At 46.3% G+C, this 21,826-nt stretch carries 15 protein-coding genes; 8 read left to right on the forward strand and 7 right to left on the reverse strand.

All coding sequences use genetic code 11. The features are described from left to right. The first annotated feature begins 294 nt into the window (after positions 1-294). The 5 genes from ACFI32_RS00515 to ACFI32_RS00535 all read left to right on the forward strand — a co-directional run bounded on the left by ACFI32_RS00515 (position 295) and on the right by ACFI32_RS00535 (position 6,924). Positions 295-1,011: a YidX family protein gene (locus tag ACFI32_RS00515; RefSeq protein WP_462624530.1), complete on the forward strand. Its 717-nt coding sequence runs from the start codon at positions 295-297 to the stop codon at positions 1,009-1,011. Between the two features lie 192 nt (positions 1,012-1,203). Beyond that, positions 1,204-2,553: an RCC1 domain-containing protein gene (locus ACFI32_RS00520; RefSeq protein ID WP_462624531.1), complete on the forward strand. Its 1,350-nt coding sequence runs from the start codon at positions 1,204-1,206 to the stop codon at positions 2,551-2,553. A 230-nt stretch (positions 2,554-2,783) separates the two neighbouring features. Then, positions 2,784-5,252: a YgiQ family radical SAM protein gene (locus ACFI32_RS00525; protein ID WP_462624532.1), complete on the forward strand. Its 2,469-nt coding sequence runs from the start codon at positions 2,784-2,786 to the stop codon at positions 5,250-5,252. Between the two features lie 356 nt (positions 5,253-5,608). Next, positions 5,609-6,037 (forward strand): hypothetical protein, encoded by a 429-nt coding sequence (locus tag ACFI32_RS00530; protein WP_462624533.1) that lies wholly within the window; start codon positions 5,609-5,611, stop codon positions 6,035-6,037. 287 nt (positions 6,038-6,324) lie between these two features. Then, entirely contained in the window at positions 6,325-6,924 is a 600-nt protein-coding gene (locus ACFI32_RS00535; protein WP_462624534.1) for a hypothetical protein, read from the forward strand. Between the two features lie 105 nt (positions 6,925-7,029). Here the strand turns inward: ACFI32_RS00535 and ACFI32_RS00540 are convergent, their stop codons facing one another. Both ACFI32_RS00540 and ACFI32_RS00545 read right to left on the reverse strand, forming a co-directional pair. Beyond that, positions 7,030-7,893 carry a MauE/DoxX family redox-associated membrane protein gene (locus tag ACFI32_RS00540; RefSeq protein WP_462624535.1) on the reverse strand — a complete coding sequence of 288 codons (864 nt, stop codon included), beginning with the start codon at positions 7,891-7,893 and terminating at the stop codon, positions 7,030-7,032. Between the two features lie 172 nt (positions 7,894-8,065). Continuing rightward, entirely contained in the window at positions 8,066-8,389 is a 324-nt protein-coding gene (locus ACFI32_RS00545) for a hypothetical protein (protein WP_462624536.1), read from the reverse strand. 189 nt (positions 8,390-8,578) lie between these two features. Here ACFI32_RS00545 and ACFI32_RS00550 point away from each other — a divergent pair, with 189 nt between their 5' ends. From ACFI32_RS00550 to ACFI32_RS00560, 3 genes are all read left to right on the forward strand, one after another. Next, positions 8,579-9,271 carry a hypothetical protein gene (locus tag ACFI32_RS00550; RefSeq protein ID WP_462624537.1) on the forward strand — a complete coding sequence of 231 codons (693 nt, stop codon included), beginning with the start codon at positions 8,579-8,581 and terminating at the stop codon, positions 9,269-9,271. Positions 9,272-9,398: 127 nt separating this feature from the next. Then, complete coding sequence (locus ACFI32_RS00555; protein ID WP_462624538.1) at positions 9,399-9,713, forward strand: hypothetical protein; 315 nt, start codon at positions 9,399-9,401, stop codon at positions 9,711-9,713. 257 nt (positions 9,714-9,970) lie between these two features. Further along, complete coding sequence (locus tag ACFI32_RS00560) at positions 9,971-10,243, forward strand: hypothetical protein (protein ID WP_462624539.1); 273 nt, start codon at positions 9,971-9,973, stop codon at positions 10,241-10,243. Positions 10,244-10,350: 107 nt separating this feature from the next. Here the strand turns inward: ACFI32_RS00560 and ligA are convergent, their stop codons facing one another. From ligA to ACFI32_RS00585, 5 genes are all read right to left on the reverse strand, one after another. Beyond that, a complete protein-coding gene (gene ligA / locus ACFI32_RS00565) occupies positions 10,351-12,405 on the reverse strand; it encodes an NAD-dependent DNA ligase LigA (protein WP_462624540.1) in 2,055 nt (684 codons plus the stop codon). 207 nt (positions 12,406-12,612) lie between these two features. After that, positions 12,613-13,560 carry a cell division protein ZipA gene (locus tag ACFI32_RS00570; RefSeq protein ID WP_462624541.1) on the reverse strand — a complete coding sequence of 316 codons (948 nt, stop codon included), beginning with the start codon at positions 13,558-13,560 and terminating at the stop codon, positions 12,613-12,615. A 201-nt stretch (positions 13,561-13,761) separates the two neighbouring features. Further along, positions 13,762-17,667 carry an AAA family ATPase gene (locus tag ACFI32_RS00575; protein ID WP_462624542.1) on the reverse strand — a complete coding sequence of 1,302 codons (3,906 nt, stop codon included), beginning with the start codon at positions 17,665-17,667 and terminating at the stop codon, positions 13,762-13,764. A gap of 134 nt (positions 17,668-17,801) precedes the next feature. Next, entirely contained in the window at positions 17,802-20,585 is a 2,784-nt protein-coding gene (locus ACFI32_RS00580; RefSeq protein WP_462624543.1) for a hypothetical protein, read from the reverse strand. A gap of 219 nt (positions 20,586-20,804) precedes the next feature. Then, on the reverse strand, positions 20,805-21,680 hold the full coding sequence (locus ACFI32_RS00585) for a sterol desaturase family protein (protein ID WP_462624544.1): 876 nt from the start codon (positions 21,678-21,680) through the stop codon (positions 20,805-20,807). Between the last annotated feature and the right edge of the window lie 146 nt (positions 21,681-21,826).

The raw sequence follows: 21,826 nt of genomic DNA on the forward strand, positions 1-21,826 counted from the left end.
CATTCCATTTACTCCAAACAATGATTGAATTATCAAATACCCATAATGGTGCGATACTCGGTGGCAAACCACCGCAATCGACCGCTATAGTGCTGGAGCAAAACGTATGCCAATAGGGTTGGCTGCGGCAGCCTTACTATGATAATCCCCCATGGCAAGTTGGGTAATGGTCACGGTTTTGATGGCATATCATCCGTAAAACAAGGTAATATACAGACGGAAGTTTGCTCTACTATTTTTGATGCACACTACTTGATATCACTGATATTTTTTACTTATTTGATGGATACCACTATGTATAAATTACCTACCACCTTGACTACAAAAGCCCTATTAACCACAGGGGCACTTGCGGTCATGCTGGTCAGTACAGGCTGCGCTACCAGTAGCGTACTAGACGAAAAATCTTCTTATACTTCAACACAGAAAAAGGTGCTCTCTACTGACCAAATTGTGGCCTTTGGCAAACCTGCCGAAGCACTACCGAGAACACCCAATGCGTCGATGGTCATCGTCGGTGAAAGAAACAGCTACGTGTTGACCCAAGGTGGCAATGAGATGATTAGCATATTGAGCAACCTTGACCCCAAAAACATACGGGTCAAAAATGCTATGGAATTTGAAGTGCCCAACAATAATGGACATTTTGAAGGGGTCATGAGTTTTTCTTATGCCAAGCTCAAAGACGAGTTTAACAAAAGTGATTATCAATACTTTTTACAAAATAATGGCGAAGACTGCACCTCATCCAGCGATACGCGTATCAATGCCCAACGCTTTTGTTTTAATGTGCCTGTACGCGGCGCAATTTATCCTGCTGTCAGTAATCTGCAAGTGATTCGCTCCAATTATCGCCCGCTAAGTAAGCCATACACTGTCTCATTCTATACCAATAAAGAAGAAACCAGAAAACGCGGCAAGAGCACTGCGGACAAGCTAATTTTGCTGCCCTTTGCCCTCGCCTTTGACGTGGCGACCTTACCACTACAAATCCTTGGTCAATTGGACTGAACAAAAATGGCGTAAAAGCGTGAGCTGATCATCATATTATCTCACGCTATCAATAACTTATGTCTTAGTCTTTTATGACTCACATTGTGATCTGGACAATACCGCTATAGTAATACCTTCCTTAATATTTTTAACTCATCAATATTACTAAGCACATCTTACCTAATACTTGCTCATCAATTGGATTCTGTTGTGTCACTTTTCAAATTGAAATACATATTAACTTCTATTTTTTTACTTATTCTAGTGTTATCACCGATAATTTTTAAAGGCTATGAGTACATTGATACGATTTCAAAAAGGAAATTTGAAATTATAGATGTTGTCGATGAACCACTGAATCCTACACTTAAAATAGTTGATGACTCCAAACAAATTGCCATAGATATTTCCTCTGTAGCTGCTATCAAAGATGATGGGACCTTATGGACTTGGGGCTTCAATGAAGGTTATCTTAGGAGTGATGAAAACAAGAAGAGTCGAATAGACGATACCATACCTTATAAGATCGAAGGGATTGATGATGCTGTTGCAGTTGTCACAGGAGGTTTAGGTGTTTTCGCACTGCTTAAAGCAGATGGCACAGTATGGGCATGGGGGCGAGTAGGAAGTACTGACGTCATAGTAGATCCTGATGATGATTCATATATTATTAAAGATTTGCGCCAGATTAAGGGAATAAATAATGTCATGGATATTGCCATTGACGATGACAACTTAGTGTTTCTAACGCAACAGGGTGGTGTGTATATTATAGGCAATAACACTTCTGGTTGGGTCAATGGTGATTTAACTCAAGAGATTCTAAAGACACCCATCAAAGTACCTAACTTAACGGATATTATTCGTATAGAAATAAGTGGTAAGCTGCTATTAGCACTTAATAAAAAGGGTGAGTTATACTCTACTGGTGTCTCAACATATAGGTTAGGTAGAATAACAAATGCTCTGAAGAACCCCAATAACGACTTTCATATCGCTAATAAAGTCATATTGCCAAAAAAAGTCGTGGACTTTGTTGCTTCAGTTAGAACACCTATGGCATTGCTAGAGGATGGAAGTGTTTGGATATGGGGTAAGCAGAAAAACTTAACGATGAGAGACACAACCTTAAAAGGTCTCTATATTGACCTTAATAATGAGTTCACTGAAGGAAACGTATCTAATGGTTTGGTCGATGAGGCTTTATTACCAGTGAAACATGAGCTGCTACACAAGGTTATTAATATTGGTGAGAATCAAGCCGTCACTGAAAATGGTAACTTATATGTATGGGGAACCTACAAGAATACGACTGAAACAAAAAGCGAGTACGAGTCTGATACCACACAGTTTAGAAAACCCCGTCTAATCAAGAAAAAAGTTAATCCACAGCAACTATATTATAGTCGTTACGTATCAGCTGCAATTATGAAAAACGGTAGCGTTTACTTTTGGCATTCGAACATGTCAGGGGCAAGAGGTACCGGTGAAATAGTGCAAGGAGATATGACCGATGATTATATGTTTACACCTGAAAAATCTCTATTTACTACTAATTAAGTTCTCAGTATCAGTGTTCTACCTGAATTGAATGCGAGTTAAAGAAAAAGAGCACTTTTAAAGTAGCCTTTGCTATCCATTGTTCATAGACGCTTCTCTGAGTCTTTTTCTTACACCTTAATTGTTGATAGATTATCTTACGCTATCAATAACTTATCGCTACCTGAGGGGCATTCATGTTAAGATGAGCGGTTTTTAAATTGTCTCCTTCTTAGTCTATAGGTTTGCCCATGTCAGCTGATACCATCGCCCGCACCGCCTTTAAACAAGGCACCAAGCCGCTTTATGATTACGACAAACATTGGGCGAGCTGCTATGAGCCTGCGCCTTATCTGCCCATGAGTCGCAAAGAGATGGATGACTTGGGCTGGGATGCTTGCGATGTCATCATCATCTCAGGCGATGCTTATGTCGATCATCCAAGTTTTGGTATGGCCATCATCGGCCGCTTGCTAGAGTCGCAAGGCTTTCGCGTGGGTATCATTGCCCAGCCTGACTGGAAGAGCAAAGACGCCTTTATGGAACTGGGCAAGCCCGTCTATGCGTATGGCGTGACTGCAGGCAATATGGACAGTATGATCAACCGCTACACCGCCGATCGCAAAATCCGCAGTGATGACGCTTACTCACCCGGCAATGTCGCGGACAAGCGCCCTGACCGCGCCGCCATCGTCTACAGCCAGCGCTGCCGCGAAGCCTATCCTGATGTGCCGATTATCCTAGGCGGCATCGAAGGCAGCTTGCGCCGCATCGCACATTATGACTACTGGTCAGACAAGGTGCGCCGCAGTATCTTGCTGGACGCGCGCGCCGATGTCTTACTATACGGCAATGCCGAGCGCGCCATCGTCGATGTGGTACATGGGTTGTCAAAAGGCTATAGCTTTGAGCAAATGAGCAAGCTGCGCGGTACTGCCTATTTGCTATCCCCCTCGCGTAAACACTGGCAAGCGGACATGACCGAAGTCGCCAGTAACGACGTCGATACCGTTGGCCGCGTCGATCCCATCATCAACCCTTACGTGATGACCGAAGACGTCGACAGCTGCAAAATTGAGCAAGAAAAAACCAGCGACTCCCCTGTTGGTCAAGCCATGTCATCGATGGAAGCACAGTACAAAGGCTTTGTCGCAGAGCCTGTGACCAATAAAATCATCAATGAGCGTGATGTCGATACCGACACCCAAGTGGTACAACTGCGCGGCATGACCAATCCCACAACCAACAAGCCAATGACCGCTCGCAAACACAAACTTAAATTGCCACCGCGCGACAAGACCGTCATTCGCCTACCTGACTACGAAGCGGTCAAATCTGACTCCGTACTCTACGCCCACGCCAGCCGCATCCTGCATATGGAAACCAACCCTGGCAACGCGCGCGCACTGGTACAGCGTCACGGCAGCGGCGGTGGCAACTCACATACCGCGATCGACGTGTGGCTCAACCCGCCACCGATTCCATTATCAATGGCGGAGATGGACTACGTCTTTGACTTGCCTTATCAGCGCCTACCGCACCCAAGCTATGGTAATGCGCGCATTCCTGCTTTTGATATGATTAAGTTTTCGGTCAATATCATGCGTGGCTGTTTTGGCGGCTGTACCTTTTGCTCCATCACCGAGCACGAAGGCCGCATCATTCAAAACCGCTCAGAAGAATCGATCTTGCGTGAAGTCGAAGCCATTCGCGATACTGCGCCCAGCTTTACGGGCGTCATCTCAGACCTTGGTGGCCCCACTGCCAACATGTACCGTTTGAGCTGTAAAGACGAAACGATCGAGAAAAACTGCCGCAAACCCTCATGCGTCTATCCTGACGTGTGCGAAAACCTCTTGACCGACCACAGCAACTTAACCCAGCTGTACCGCAAAGCACGTGACATCAAAGGCGTGAAAAAAATCCTGATCGCCTCAGGCCTACGCTATGATCTTGCGGTCAAAGACCCTGAATACGTCAAAGAATTGGTCACGCATCATGTCGGCGGCTACCTAAAAATCGCCCCTGAGCACTCAGAAGAAAACGTGCTGTCAAAAATGATGAAGCCAGGCATGGGCAGCTATGATGCGTTTAAAGCCATGTTTGAGCAGTTCAGCTTTGAAGCAGGCAAAGAGCAATACCTGATCCCTTACTTTATCGCTGCCCACCCTGGCACGACCGACGAAGACATGATGAACCTCGCCCTATGGCTCAAGCGCAATGACTACCGCGCCGACCAAGTACAGGCGTTTTACCCAAGCCCGATGGCCACTGCCACCACCATGTACCATACTCATAAAGATCCGTTGCACAAAGTCAGCCGCGCCGAAGGCGATGTGGATATCGTCAAATCTGGCAAGCAGCGCAAACTGCACAAAGCATTCCTCCGTTATCATGACCCAAAAAACTGGGTCATGCTGCGTGATGCCCTCAAACGCATGGGACGCAGTGACCTGATTGGTAAAAATCGCGGCTGCTTGATACCACCTTTCAACGCGCACCTAGAAGGGCGTGATGCGGCGCAGGACAGCTATCAGTCGGCGCGCAAAAAGAACAGTCGCCTTGGCAATGACTCAGTCAAACGCCACAATCCGAAAAACGCAGCGGGTCAAGCAACCAGCAAGAATGGCAGCAAAAACCCCAAGCGGCCGCATAAAAAGGTGAGTAAAGGCAATTTCCAAACCCAACATACTGGCTTACCACCACGCAAAACCAAGTAATACCGCCTGATTGGCAAAATCAATAACGCACAAAAAAGCGCCGTATCACCAATGATGCGGCGCTTTTTTGATGTCTTTGGAGACACCATCACAGCAAGCAAAAAACGCCTGCGTCGATCGTTTTCATAACTCATGCATTGTGTTTTAAGCTGACCATCAATGTGCTGACCATCAGGACGATGTGATTACATTAAGCAGCAATTTTGTCATACCATAAAGAGGTTATGAACAATTCCTAACATAATCGTATGAGGGTTATCGCTACCATGGGCGCTGCTGCATCCGCAGTTCGTAAAATCGGCTGATACTTGGCCTAAATTTGTGCCGTGACACAGCCACCATGCTTGGAGATACCCATGACCCCATTACTAAAAATTGCTGCTGCCTTACCACCACTCGCCCTATTGAGTGCCTGCGCGGCAACGATGCCAAACAGTGCAGACAATAGCGTCACCAATGCCAGCGCCAATAGCGCCACCGAAATTCCACTCGCTGCCTATGATCGCATGGCGTCAAACCGCTACAGCTGCACCGACAACAGCCAAATCACTGCCAAGCAGTCTATCGACAAAAAACAAGTGATGATCAATGTCACTTTGCCCAGCATCAACTGGCAGCAGCAGCCCATCATCCTAAATGGCGGCGTCAATGGCGCAACCGCCAGCTATATGAATGACACCAACCCCGATATCGTCTATGCGTGGCACATGAAGCAAGGCGCGGGACTGTTGGCGCTAAAATGGCGCAACGGCAAAGACTATCACGTGACCTGTGAACAGCTGTAAGTTAGCCGCTGTCAAACGCAGTCGCCGCACCTGATCATGCAGTCATCAAATGATGGCTGTTTTTTTTGTGCTCAAAACAGGGCAGTGCTTTAACCACACGCATTAATCGAGTAGCATGTGCCATCAGATCCCCGTTAGCTGTGCGACCGAGTGGAGAAGCGGCGCAAAAACTGGCAAAATAGCGGCAGTCATCTATCATTTGCTATCTATTGCCAATCATCGCCATCTGTTCGCGCCGACATATACCGACCGCCGCGTCTCATGAGCACTTATAAAAGGATCTCTCCATGGTACAGCGCCTCCCCCTATTCATCATGAGCGCTACCCTACTATGCGCGCTGACTGGCTGTAATAACCAAGAGGCAACCAGCAGCGACGTACAGCAAAGTGAGCAAGCGACCCAAAAGACGGACAACGCCGACACAATTGCCACAGATAGCGCAGACACCGCGCAGACAGAAGCCGCAAGTGACCAAACAAACCGTATCGACTGGTCGCAAATCAAAAGCGGAGAAAAAGCCGCGCCGCTCGCAGACTATGAGTATCCATTTGCCCTTGATAGCCAATCGGTCAGCGCCTATGCCGATTATTTCAATGTCGATGCCAAGACCGCCCAGCACAACCTCACCATCGGTATGGCGAGTAACGAAGCGCTGTCAAAAGTCCTCGACCAGTTAAGCGGCCGCTACGTCTCACATGAGCTGAGCGATGGCGACAACGTCGCGTTAATCATCCACACCAGCTCCGATATGGCAGCCGATCGCTATGACTATGTGCTGGCCGATGACTTCGCTAAAGGCTTGGTATTGCCTATCGTCATACAACCTGATGGCAAAAAAGTGGACATGGATAATGAGATAGAAGCGCACGGCGACATGCCGCAGTAAGCAAGAAAAAACTGACTGTTACGTAAGCGGTTTTATAGCAGTGTTGGTTTGATGGAGGCTGAGCGATAGCGCCACCTTATCGTAGCATCGACCATCGCATAAGCGTTATGATATCAACGCCCGAATCAGCATGTAGCTGCCCATACCAAACATCATGACGTTTTCGGTTAATGAAATCGCGCCCAGTGGCACATTGCTATCGCCGCCCACGCAGGCACATTTTAGCTCACGCTTATCAATATAAACGGCTTTAATAACTGATACTCCGCCAATTAAGCCAATGACAAAGGCGATCAGACCTGCAATCGGATTGAGCCAAGGCTGATCCGCCAGCATGGCAATACCTGCAAAGGCTTCTAAAAACGGATAAACATAGGCGTAGCGTACCACGCGGCGCGCCAGTAAATCATACCCCAAAAACCCTGTGCTAAACCCTTCTAAATCCTCAAGCTTTTTAATCGCCAATACACACATGGAGAGCGCGACAAACCACATAAGCGCTTGCATCGATAAGACGCTGACGGCAAATGCCCAGCATAACGCCAACGTCATCAGCGCGGTGACAGAAAATATCGCAATAATGGGCGCGTAAGTGGTGTCGTCGCCTGTCTCGGGTTCATGATTGCCCAAAAATACTTGCAGATCGTCATTACCACCCACGCGCTTACCATCAATGAAAGTCTGCGGCGTGGTCTTGACCCCAAGCGTGTCTTTGACCAATGTATTCTCATCTTGGGTGGTGATATGGCGATCAATGATGTCGTAGCCTGCGTGCTTGAGCGCGTCGATTGACTTGAGGCCAAACGGGCATAGGTGGTCTGGCATCACCATCCGAAAGATAATGGCAGACTGACCGCCTGCTTTGCCGATATGCTCGCCTTGTAAGGTGTCGATGAGGTGCTGCACTTGCTGGCTGTGGCTATTGTCTATGGTGTCGGACTGAGACTGGTTGTTATTATTGTCTGCCATGACGCGCTCCTTACGTTTTGCTTATTCGCTGCTTAATCATAGGTTTTCTTATAACTGTGACTATTATCTTATAAGCGTCGGTAAGGGCGATCTGAATCAGTCTTGTTAACTTTGTTAGGTTTAATGATAAGTGGTAGCGTGTGTTTTGTAGGGATGGCGTGTTGCTGTGTGCCTACTCATCGCCCCTATAGGAGGCGGCAACTACGCGGCCAGCTTCGGTATAGTCGATAAAGCATGTCGACTTAGCCATTGTCTTGGTGTCATAAATAAACAGTTTTCCATCTTTATTTATATCACTGACACGAAAGTTTTTAGCCTCAGCTTGATCCGTAATATCAGTCACCGAGCTACCCACTGCCACAGAATCACAAAACTCTTGCATCTTCTTAGGATAATAAGCGAAAACGCAAGCCATATATACAATCGAACCCGCCATGATTAAGACGATGATGCTGGCTAGAGACATGAGTAGGTCTTTGATTTTGGCAAAAATCACGTGACTCCTTAAATAATTAGTTAAAACAAGCAACAATGTAATATAAACTCACTATATGTTCATTATTATTTTGCACACCGTTTCCATAACTGATAATAGACTCATTTAGACCCATGATTTAAGAACATATGACACGCTATTTCTTATAGTCAGATACGATTTTGTCTATTTATCGAAAAAAGGGTAAACATGATATTTGGAAATCCAGGAATCACATGTGATGGTAAATATAGCAATTTTGCTATTGTCATTGAGCATCTAACAGCAGACTTTTATAGTCTTAATCTATGTGTCGATATACAGATGATTCCACCACATCTGGCTTATAACATGAAAAGCATGTTCATAGCGCCGCTTACTGACAGAGATATTTTTAAGACTCAGTCACCTGAATTATTTCATCTAAGCGATAAAGCGTTGATGATTGCCTTGGCAAAAAAATATTTCTCTGAGTGGAAAGTGGAAGAGCGTATAAGGTTAGGTCTGCAACCAACGCTGTACACACCAGACAAAATCGAAGAATACGAAGAGAGCCTATACGATGATGACTTTTTTGATTGTGAAAATTTTGTAGATTATCTTTGGGACATAGAGCCACATGAATATGGGGACAAAGGGTGGTATCCGTTTATCATCAACTATAAAGACGAAACCAAACTGGTCATTATTCACATACATCGCAACCCTAAAAATTTAGACGATTATCCTGAAGATTTAAAAGAGTATGAAAGGTTTTTTAATGCCGATCAGTCACCTAAACGACCCAAATATTTCGACGAGCATTACTGGTCAGTAAAAGTGATCAAGATGAAAACGGCAGAGATGCTGGCGGTTGTGGATGAGGCTTATGCTTATTTGTTTGGTACAATTAAAAAAATATAATTTGGCTTAACTATTTATAAGCAGACAATCAAAATTAGCTTCGATAATATTTTAGCGAATTTTAATTGTGCAAGAACAATAACCCTAGTATTTTTTACTGACTTTATTTATTAAAATAGGAATTCATATGGAAATCAATAATGAAAAAATAGCTCTTATATCTGAATTCAAAGAAGATTCGTTAGAATTATTAGACATGAGATTTCTACCTCCTAAAATATTGGTTCCTAGCGATATAGATAACTACAAATTCCTTTCAAGAGATGTAGAAGAAGTAAATATTAGAGATTCAAAAATACAATTCTTAACACCCAGTATGGTTGCTATTCAGGTTAATATCGCTAACGACTCAATAAGAAACATTAAAAAACTTAAGGATAGAATAAAAAAATCCCTTCCGAACAGAAAAAAGAAGATAGAGATCTTGGTGAGAAAATTATAGGTCACACTTTAGAAGTATACGAATTTATCGAGCAAGCTCAAAAGTCTATTATATTCAGCTTTACCGCTTTAGAGACTTTCATAAACTTATCTATACCAAAAGATTTTATTTGGGAAAAAACCACCACAAGAAAAAAGGAAATTTATAATAAAGAACAAATTGAAAGATATATCTCTTGGAAGGAAAAAATAAATCTAGTTGTTAATGACATATACAAACTGCCAGAAATTAAGCAAACGAAATTCTGGTCAAGCTTGATGGAGCTATTCGAAATAAGAAACAGGTTGATTCATATCAAAAGTTCAGATGATACTGAAGTTTTGAGTGATATTTTAAATAAAGACATAGTTAGAATATGTTTTTCCAGTCAAGAATATATAAACTATATATCTGAAAATGTCACTGAGAATGAACATATAAAAGCTGTGGATATCGAAAAATTTCCTATTATTTCAGGTAGCATAAAAGTTCGTTTAATTCAAAGGACAGGCGATGTACAGCCCATCTACACTCCAGAAGAGTTTAGGTAGTAGACTTAAAAAAGGTAGTTATGACTATCAAAATCTATAACTACCTCAAAAGAAACTCATTTAAAACTTATATTTCTATATTACAACCAAGATGTTTTCTTAAAACCCTACTCCCCAACCATCGCCAAAAACTCATCTTCACTCACTACTTTTACACCCAACTTTTCCGCTTTGGTTAGCTTAGAGCCTGCTTTTTCGCCTGCCAGTAGCGCCGTGGTTTTTGCAGAGATGCTGCCTGAGACCTTTGCGCCCAGCGCTTGCAGTTTGGCTTTGGCTTCATCGCGTGCCATCTGGCTGAGCGTGCCTGTGATGACCCACGTTTGCCCATCGAGTGGCAGCCCTTCTGATGCGATTTGCTCGACTTTATCCCAATGCACACCTGCTTCTCGTAGTGCTGTGATGACTTCGATATTGTGCGGCGCGTGGAAAAACTCATAGGTCAGCTCAGCGGTGATTTCGCCGACATCTGGGGTTTTAACTAAAGTTTCAATATCAGCTGCCATCAGACTATCTAAGTCACCAAACTGCTGGGCATAGTTCTGCGCTGTCCCCTCGCCAACGCCACGAATACCGAGCGCGTAGATAAAGCGTGCCAGCGTGGTGTGTTTGCTTGCCTCAATGGCGCTGATAATGTTTTGGACCGATTTTTCCCCCAGTTTTTCAAAGGTGATCATCTCCTCTGCATGGTTATGCAACTGATAGATGTCAGCGACGGTTTTGACCAGACCATGCTCAAAGAAGCTAATGAGCCAGCGCTCGCCAAGCCCATCGATATCCATGGCACGGCGCGAGACGAAGTGAATCAGTGCCTCAGTCTGCTGCGCGGGGCAAAACAGACCGCCTGTGCAGCGCGCCAATGCTTCGTCTTCTGGTAGGACGACAGGCGAGTCGCAGACAGGACAAGTTGATGGTAATGCAACAGGTTCAGAATCCGCTGGGCGCTGATCTGTCCAGACGCGGGTGACTTTGGGTATCACATCGCCTGCGCGGTGCACACTGACCACATCACCTGCGCGCACATCCAAACGCTGTATCTCGCCAAAGTTATGCAAGGTGACATTGCTGACGGTGACGCCGCCGACTTTGACGGGTTCGAGCTTACCGACTGGGGTGATTTGCCCTGTTCGTCCGACTTGCCATTCGATATCGTTGAGACGGGTCATGACGGTTTCGGCAGGGAATTTATAGGCGGTCGCCCAACGCGGCTCGCGGGATAAAAAGCCGAGCTGCTGCTGCAAGGCCAGACTGTTGACCTTGATGACCATACCATCAATCTCAAATGGCAGATCGCCACGTCCCTCTATCACGGATTCATAATAGGTCTGTGCAGCGCGTGGATTGGCGACCACTTCTACAGCGCTGACAGTAAAGCCAATGTTTTTGAGCCACGCCAGCGCTCCTGATTGGGAGTCGATGGTATCAGGCATTCCTTGATTGATCGAATAGGCATAAAAGGCCAGCGGACGACTGGCGGCTATGGCGGGATCAAGCTGGCGCAGACTGCCTGCAGCGGCATTACGCGGGTTGGCAAAGACTTTTTCATCCTTTTCACGGGCAATACGGTTCAAGCGTTCAAAGCCTGCTTTGGGCATCAACACTTCACCGCGCACTTCTAATAGTGCAATATCCGCCGCTTCGGGCAGCCACTGCGGCAGGTTGCGGATGGTTTTGGCATTTTGGGTGATGTCCTCCCCTGTCTGCCCATCACCGCGCGTAACCGCTTGCACGAACTTACCCTGTTCGTATTTTAGCGAGACCGCCAGACCGTCAAGCTTTAGCTCCATCTCGTATTCAGGGTTTTGCTGCGCGTCACTTAGGCGGTCGTTAACGCGGCGCATAAAGGTTTGCAGATCGCCCATTTCAAAGACGTTGCCCAAGGACAACATTGGCACGTCATGGGTGACTTGGGTAAAGGCCGATAGTGGCTGATCGCCCACGCTATTGATGGGACTATCAAGCTGTACCAACGCTGGATGCTGGTCTTCTAGTGCCATCAATGACTGACGCAGCTGATCGTATTCGCTGTCTTCTAAAATAGGATTGTCGAGCACATAATAGGCATAATTATGCGTCTTTAGCGTGTCAATCAAGGTACGCATTTGGGTGATGATGGTAGCGTCGGTTTGAGCGGTGTCTTTAGAAGATAAAATAGAGTCAGTCATAGTCGGCGGCTTTATGGTTCAAGATGCCGATATCATAACAAATTTTGTGGGGTATTTTGATGAGGCGCACACATATCACGACAAAGGTTGACGCGACATGTACTTTTTTAAAGGTAACGCGGCAGCTGAACGAATGGTAAAACATACATCATGGGTCTTAGCGGTTTAACCTTGACCGCTTGATCTTGACTAACTAACTCTGACGACCTAACCCTGATAATCACGGACTTGGTTACGCAGCTGCTGCTTGTATTCTGGGGTGATTGGTTCGTTGTTTTCATCAAGGAGCATGGCATTTAAGTCATTGGCCATCATGTACGCGATGCTCATCATACCATCAAAACTCATCAGCGCGTGCGGATGCGGCAAGGATAAGAACACCACCACGCCATTATACGTGTTGGTGGCGACGCTGTGCGGATCAAAGGGAGCGATACCGTTATCGGTGATGCCCATCATGCTAAACCACAGCATGCCTGTGCCGTCTTTGTTTTCGTAACGGTGAAACATATTCATCGCGCCAAAGCGCAAACCGTATTTGTCAATCAACGCCAGCAGGTCACGGCCTCGTACCATAGACGCTGGGCGGTCGCGGTACTGGTTGGGCAAGATGGTGATATTGATGTTGTCTTTAGCGTGGATCAAGGGGCCGTTTTGTGCCTCATCCTCCGACTCGATCAAATGCTGATCTAAGATCGGGCTATTATCAGTAAAGCTTGGCTCTTCAGCGATGTCGACCGCGGGCATAATGTTATCAGTAGCAGACATGAGGCTTGAGAAAGCGTCGTCGTCATCGCCTGATGTACCTTGCGGTTGCTGTGTGGCAGAGTCGCTATGACTGCTGGGCTGGGCGGTACTGTCCTCAGATGGCTGGGTGGTCTTTTGGGCTTTGAGTAGCGGTTTGGTTTCGACCACCGCATTGAGATATTTGCGATTGGGTGCGATGGTGGTCTCACCTGCGACGGTGTCATCAAAGTCTTTTTGATCGACGATGTTGCGCTCATGACGCGGAATAATCGGGATGCCATTTTTGTCATAATTGACCACTGGTACATCGGTATCTTGACGGCGCTTAAAGCTGCGAATCAAGATAAACAGCCCTACCAAGATAACTAATGCGAGAATGACAATCAATATAAACTGAATAGCAGTCATGAGAAACACATCCTGATGTAAAAGACAAGTAGAGGAAAAAGTGTAGGTAAACGGCAACAGTCTAGCATGGCTTGCTGACATCGTCACCACATTGTACTGCTTTCAGCGTACGCGTTGATGACACCGCCGTTTGATGCTGGGCGGTGTTAGATGTGTCGGGCACATGGCAGTGGTAATGGGTGACCGTTGCTAACGCCATCATCAGCTGTCGATATACTGCGCGGCATCTTCTAGTGAGACACTGACCAGTGTTGAGATGCCGGCACTTGGCATGGTGATGCCTTTTAGCTCATCAGCGATTTGCATGGCCAGCTTGTTATGACTGATAAAAATAAACTGCAAATCACCCGCCAGCTCATGAATCAAGCTGGTAAAGCGAGACACGTTGGCATCATCAAGCGGCGCGTCCACTTCATCAAGCACACAAAAGGGCGCAGGGTGCTGCTTGAATATCGCAAAAATCAGGCTCAGCGCGGTCAAGGTTTTCTCTCCGCCTGAAAGCACAGCCAAGCGGCTGTTGCGTTTGCCTTTTGGCTGTGCCATTAAGGTGAGGCCTGCGCGCCATTGTTCTGATTTTGGCGTACCCACAAGCATATCATCAGTGTTTAAGGTTAAGCTGGCATGACCGCCGCCAAATACTTTGGCAAATAAATTGGCCAGTTCGGTATTGACCGCCTCCAAGGTCTCCATAAACAAGGTTTTGGTGGTTTCATCAATGGCGGCGATGGCATCGGTTAAGGTACGCATACTGGCGGCAATGTCTTCGGTCTGCTGGGCAAGCGGCTCTAAGCGCTCATTGACCTCGGCCAGCTCAGCGGCGGCAGCGAGGTTGACCGCGCCGATTTTGCTCAGTTGTTTTTCCAGCGCTTTTTGCTCCGTTTGTAAACTGCTGACTTTGTCAGGGCGCAGTCGGCGCTCGTGGGTGATAAAGTCAGTCAATAGACTGGAGATACTCGCGTGCGGCGCAGGCATGTCTTTCGTTTTGCCAGCGCTCAATTGCTGATAGGCGCTGAGGGCTTGCTCGGCGTGGCGACGGGCATCAGCCAGACGCTGCTCGCTCAGTGCCAGCGCGGTACGATGGTCGGCTTGGATTTGCTGCGCGTCTTGTAGCACGGTTTGCTGGGTATCAAGTGCGGCTTGCTGCTGGCTGTAGTCAGCTTTGAGCGCACTAAGGGCAGCCTCACGCTCGCTCAAGACCTGCTGGTGCTGGTCGCGGATGGTTTGTGCCTGCACAAGGTCAGCTTGTAGCTTGGGCAACTGCTGCTGATAACGCTCTAGCCGCGTGGTGAGCGCGCGCACTTTGCGCACCAACTGATAGTGGGTTTCTTTTGCCCGTACCAAGCTGCTGACGGTGTGCTCAAGACGGATTTCGCTTTGCTGAATGACGAGCTGCAATGCCTGCCATGACTCGTCATCAGCTTGGCGGGCGCGGTTCATCTCGTTGTATTCAGCTTGATAATGCTCACACTGGCGGCGTGCCGCCTCAAGCTTGGGTAGCAACTCAGCCATGCGCTGCTCAATGTCTGCTTGACCTTCGTTCAGCACCTGCTGCTCAGTTTCAATCTCGTGCCATTCTTCAGTGAGGGTGGCTTTGTCAGCGTGTAAGCGCTGGGTGGTTGCTTGCAAACGCTCGTTCACCGCTTGCGCAGCCAGTAGCGATTGCTGCTTTTGGTGATTCTCTTGGGTCAGTACAGCGGCTTGCGCACGTGTCTCTTCGAGGCTGACTTGCAAGGCATCATAGTCGCGCTGCTGCTGTGCGGTGGTACTCTGCTGCGTCTCAATCTGGGTTTCAATGTCGGTCAGCTGCGCCTCAAGCGCTTCTAGGCGGGCGCGCTGGGTCTGGCGCTGGCTTAAAAAATGACTGTCGCCGCGACTTTGTGCCCCTGCGAACTGCTGCAAATGGATCGTCCCTTGGCGACTGATCACCCAACCATCACGCGTCAGTAGCAGTGCCGACGCAGGCAGTAACGGCAAGATATCGTTCAGTACCGCCTGCATGTCGGTAGCCGTACTGGCGTTATCGGGCGGCAGGTACAGGTAGCACTGCTGCCAAAGTGCCAGCGCAGGCTTGGCAATCAAGGTTGCCACAGGCAGCACATAGCCTTGCAAATGCTCAGAGAGCGCGTTAAGTGCTTGGGCGTTTGTGCTGGTAGTCGCTGTGCGGTCGTCAGCAGGTAGCCACAAACTGTGCGCTGCTTGATGCGGGTGTTTAGACGCGTTTTTTTGGCTGGTGCTGGCTGGCTGGTACGCTTGATAGCGCAATAAGTCTGCCAAATAGGGCGCAAGCGGTGACCACAAACTGTCTGTACTGGGATCAGTAGTAGACCTGTGCGGCGCGGCAGACGTTGCATCTTGATTCAGTAGCACATGGCTGTCGAGCCATAAAGCCAACCATTTATCCAGCAGCTGGGCATGTGCCTGCCCTGCTTGGCTAAGCTCAATCTGCTCACGTAAGGTGCTGATCGCTAGCGGCGGCGCTGGGTTCGTGATTGCTTCGCTAGCGGCATTTGTTGCTGCGCTTTTTTTATCCGCATTGCACGCGAGCGGGTTCTGTTTGGCTGGTGCAGGATGCAAGATACGATGCAAGGTATCGTATTCACCTGCCAGCTGGGCGTGGCGCTTTTCATTATCTGCCACAGTACGGCGCTGCTCGGTCAACTGCTGATATAGCTGACGCGTTTGCGGCTGCATGGTCTCTAAGCGCTCCGTTACGCTCTCATGTTGACGCGTCAACTGCGTGATGTCTTGCTGCAAACGCTCAATGGTACTTGGCGCAGTCTGTTCTGGGTCGCTACTTTGCTGAGACTGTTGCAACTGTGTCCATTGCGTCTGCCAGTGTGCCTCGCGCCGCTGCCATTTTTGCTGTGACAATTGTAGCCGCTGCTGCGATTGTTGATTGAGCGCTTGCTGCTGCTTTAGGGTGCGCATCTGGTCTTGCAGGCGCGTCTGCTCGGCTTGGGCGGTATGCCAGGCGTCTTGTAGCGGCTGCTTGTCACGCTGATGACCTTCTCGCTTGGTGCTCAGTACAGCCAACTTGGGGCGTTCAGTCTGTAGCTTGTCTTTTTGCGTTTGTTTTTCGGCTTTGAGTGCGTCGATCTCATCGCCAGTCTGCTGGCGTTGCTGGCTCAGTCCTGACAGCTGTGCTTGGGTTTGTTTGAGCTGCGCTTGTAGCTCATTTGTCTTATGCTCGGCTTGTTGATAGCCAAGCTGCTGTTCATAATGCGCCGCTTGTGCATCATCCTTGAGCCATTGCTCTTCGTTAATGCGCGCAGCGAGTTTGTCTTGCTTGAGCTTGAGCTGGCCGTAACTGGCTTGCACATTATTGACCGCGCTACTACTATCAGTTAGGTTTTTTTGCTGTTGCTGCTCATCATGTTTGGCTTGATACAACTGCTGAATCGCCAGCTGCTGCTTGATGTCGGCTAGCGTTAGGCTGAGCTGCTCATGCTGCTGGGCGCTGGCGGCTTGTTTAGACAGCATTTTTCGCTGGCGTACCAGCTCATGCTCGATATCATGCAGCCGCGCTAAGTTTTCTTGGGTTTTTTCCAGTTTTTTTTGCGTTTCATCGCGTCTGACCTGATAGCGCGACACCCCCGCCGCCTCTTCGATAAATTCGCGCAGCTGCACGGGGCTGGACTCCACAATGCGCCCAATCATGCCTTGCTCAATCACCGCATAGCTGCGCGCGCCAAGACCAGTTCCCAAAAATACATCGACCACATCACGGCGGCGACAGCGCGTACCATTGATAAAATAATCGGAGCGGCCATCTTTATTGACCTGTCGCCGCACCGACAACTCATGATAAAGGTTTAGCTCGTGACGAATGCCCGTTTGCTCGTCTTGGGTGTGCTCAAAGATCAGCTCGACACTGGCGACACTTTTGGCCGCGCGGCTTTGCGTACCTGCAAAGATGACATCACTCATTGCGCCGCCGCGCAGCTGCTTGGCTGAGGTTTCGCCCAGCACCCAGCGGATGGCGTCAATAACATTGGATTTGCCGCAGCCGTTTGGGCCGACAATGGCGGTGATGCCTTTGGGAAAGGTAAAGGTCGTGGCGTTGGCAAAGGACTTAAAGCCCGCCAGTTTTAGAGATTTTAGGCGCATGAGGGTTCAGCAGGTCTACAAAAAAACAAGGCGCTATTTTAACGTAAATCGCGTTTGGTTTTTGGGTTAAAATGATAACTGCATACATAACCTGAATCGAAAACAGCCATTCACCTTAGCAGTCAACCAGCTACCTAGCGACAGTCGCTAGGCGAGAAACCTATATCATAAAAATGCTCACCATTTGGACGATTGACGGCTAAGATCATTGAGATATTAGCTTGGCGAATGTCTTTAAATAGTTGTTCACTACAAAATAGTGCCTGACCATTTTGAATGCTCATCATTACTTCTTGTGATAGCCTTAAGTCAACAATGACACTACTGCCTTTTTGCTTAATATCAGTCACCTGTATGCTTGGGTCTAATCGAAAAGCAACAGGCAGTTTTTGATTAATATTCCTCACGGTTTCTTGAAGTTTATTAGCAAGGTCTTTAGTTTGGCTAGATGGCTGAGATTGGTTGCCAGCATTTACTTGCGTGTTATTTACTAAGTTCTGATCTACAGATGATGCGGTAGGAGTATTCGATGACGTATCCACTACTTGAGCATCATGATTGTCATCGTTACCACTGAGGAATGCTACCGCGCCGTATACTATCAGTGCGATCACTCCCCATTGTAGCGCCATCGAGACATATTTTTTGTCAGAAGATACCTTTCCTAATTCAAATGGCGCATCACTGCGATCAAAAGGCGATGTTTTTTCTTGCTGATTAAAATAATCCATTATCCATGTTCGCGCATTATACAAACGCGCTTCTGGGATACTAGGAGGCAAAATTTGTGTCTCAATGAGCTGACGACAGCGAGACGCAGCCAACGGATGACCCTGCTCAGTCGCATGACTTAACTGATTACGAACAACCTCAAGTATGGCGGGCTGGTATTGTAGATATGCCTTTACTTGTTTATCCATCTCAACAAGGCGTTCTGGATAGTCAATCAACGTAAAGCCCAACTCTGAGCTTTCTCTATTAGCTTGCTCACCCCAAATTTCCTGTGCAGCTTTTGGTACATCTAATAAGAGCTCAGCGAGTAACTGCGTACCGCGCCAATCACCCAATCCTGATGCATAGCGTGCCCATGCAGCGCCTTCTCTAATAGACTGCTGGACAAATTTACCCGATAGGTAGAGGTAGGCTAAATATAGCATTGCTGTTGTACTGTTGCTATTACTGTCACGGGTTACAATGTCGGGATCGTTGGGCTTTCTCTCATTGATAATAATATCTCTATCACCTTTACTCGCCTGTCTTATCAAATATCTAATTAACTTGATTTTCTGAAATTTGGTGAGGTTTGATCTTTGGATAGCTTGCGCTATTTTTGGTAAGGCGCTTTGTTTAAGCTGTTGATTATAATCATTATTATCTAAATCACTGAGCAAGCTGCCATAGTCAAAAACACGCAGACGCGCATATTTTTGTACATTCACAGCATGATTGATGTATGGCTGCTTTTCTTTTAATTGCATTATACAGTTTTGAATATATGACTCATCAGGAAGATCCTCCAAATAGCGACGATAATCCGCTTTACTATCCATACCACAACGTTTGATAAATAATTTATTGTCGTCATTGGTAATCATCGATACAGATTCAGTCTGCCCACAGATATTCGCTCCTAAATCTGGTATCTCATAAGGTTGTGGATATAACAGCTCTGAATAGCCTTGCCAAAAGTCACTACTCTCTTCAAGCAATACTGCAAAAGCAGCGGTTGTTTCTTGCTTTACAATTTGCTTTTGAGACCCCTCCACATTTTCATAATGATTTTCCGTTTCTAGAGAGCCACACCAATTTTGATAATGTTCAGTATGTTGCCAATAACGAGCAGGAAGCACGGTCACTGCAGGCGTATCATCTGCAATCAGAATAGGAAATAGCGACATAGACAACATTCCGTCTGGCAGATGCGGTCGCCAAATAAAGATACTCGCCACTCGCAGTGGTAGATGAGTGATCGTTTTTGGTACTTCTTTAAACATAGAGCTGCGTTCATTAGTGATATGTGCTGCGTAAGCGGCAGCAGCTGGATCATTTGGCTGAGTACCTTTTAGCGCAAACAACCTTTTAGCAACCATACGTAAAGAGTACGGGTCGGTGCGGCCACTTGGGTCATAAATCACTTCAGCTGGGCAAGATGCGTAGTTGCCCTCTTCAAATAGCATATTATTTGCTTGTACCAATGATGCCCACACAACACGCCCTTTTTGGTACAGCATACCCATGTTATACATTTGTATATGAAGCGGATGTCCTGCCAAAAATTGGGGTGGTAAGATTTGCAAATAAGCAAGATGCTCGACTGGGGTGTTTCTTAAAGCCGATATACCTGAAAATTTTAGAGACTGTGCTGGCGGCGCACTTAGTGATAGCTCAGAATTAATGTCATTAGGTAAAAATGCCGTAGTACTAAAATAAACGCTTTTTTCAGGAAACTCACTGAATAAGACATCAAAAATACCTACCAATGGGAAGAGCACGTTAGAATTACCTTCAGCATCTTCAAAATCACAAACTAAAGCGTTCCAAAACACAGGTGGATAAATAGATTCAAGCATAGGATTGCGCTGAATATATTGAGGATACTCGTACCAAACAGTGGCTTGCTGACGCGCGCGCCCTGCCACCTCTCCACAATAAAAAGCCAATAAAATTATGAAATTATAGTTTTTTGGGTCTCTTAGAAAACTATGCGGATCAGGAGCGAAGCGAGCTCTAATACGGTCAATTAAAGCATCAATTCTATTGAGACTATCGAGGCTATAATCCAAATCACACTCATGTAACTCATCTTCAAATGCCAGTCCATCTTCCCACGACTGTTCAGAAAAAAATCGATCTAAGTACTCAAGAGCTTGGACAGTTGTTGAAGTAGGTTGTGAGTATTTGAGAAAATCAGTTGCCATCACCAACCCCTTTAATATTTTAGATAATACTCACTGACTCAATAAAATTGATTCATAAATATAGAAAAGTAAATAGCGTGGCGTTGGCAAAGGACTTAAAGCCCGCCAGTTTTAAAGATTTTAGGCGCATGGAGGATCGATAAACTTAGCGAAAGCAAGCGCCTATTCTACCTGAAATTTTGGTGAATTTTTAAGATTTCATTGACGACTCCTATATCGTTATCTTTTTCGTTTTGAAAAATAATCAGGCCGCCATGACAGTTTTCCAAATATAACTTTAAATTTATCTTTATAATTTCGGCATTTTTTCAAATCACGCCATATATTACCAAACTCTGTAAAAGTAATTTTAATTGGATTATCAGTGTGAATATTACGTGTTAATCCATAAATGACTTTTTCGTCCTCACGCTCGAAAGTCCCAAATAACTTGTCCCAAACCATTAATACACCGCCAAAATTCTTATCCAAATACTGTGTATTAGATCCATGATGAACACGGTGTACTGATGGTGTATTAAAAACTTCATCCAGCCACCCAAGCTTATCAATTCGCTCAGTATGAATCCAGTGCTGGTACTGTGCAATAAGAACCAACGCAATAATCGCCTGAAACGGGTTAAAACCAATCAGTACCATCGGAATCAAAAATATCCATTCAAATAACCCCTCAACCACACTCAAACGAAAGCCAATTGTCAGATTATATTCCTGTGAGCTATGATGAACGCTGTGACTGGCCCAAAGAATGCGGTGTTTATGCTCTGTTCGATGCATCCAATAATAAGTGAAATCAGCAGCAAATAATGCTAAAACCCATGTCCACCATGTCATCGGTATATGTAGCGGTGTTATGAAAAAAAATGGCAGCAGAGCGACAAAAGCAATAGATGCTACTGCCGTTTTTTCAATCACTTGATGTGCCAGAAAGATAAGACAGTTTGCAACTGTATCTTTCCATCTTCGCTCTTTATGTGTGCACAAATCTAATATAATTTCTAATAATGTAATGCTAAGATTAAACACGAACAATAGTGTCACAACAAGCATCATTGGATGGGTTTCAAAAAACGCTACTAACTGATCTACTGTCATGATAGAACCTCGATTTTATGGCTACAGTTTTTCGTCACTGCTTGATTGGGTGTCAGGTTCAGGCAAAAAATATAAGAACCATAAAAACCAAAGTATATTTGAGAGCTCAAGCCAATGCGCTCCTCCTCTAAATACTGCCCACCATA

This window comes from Psychrobacter sp. PSi21 (assembly GCF_054960615.1).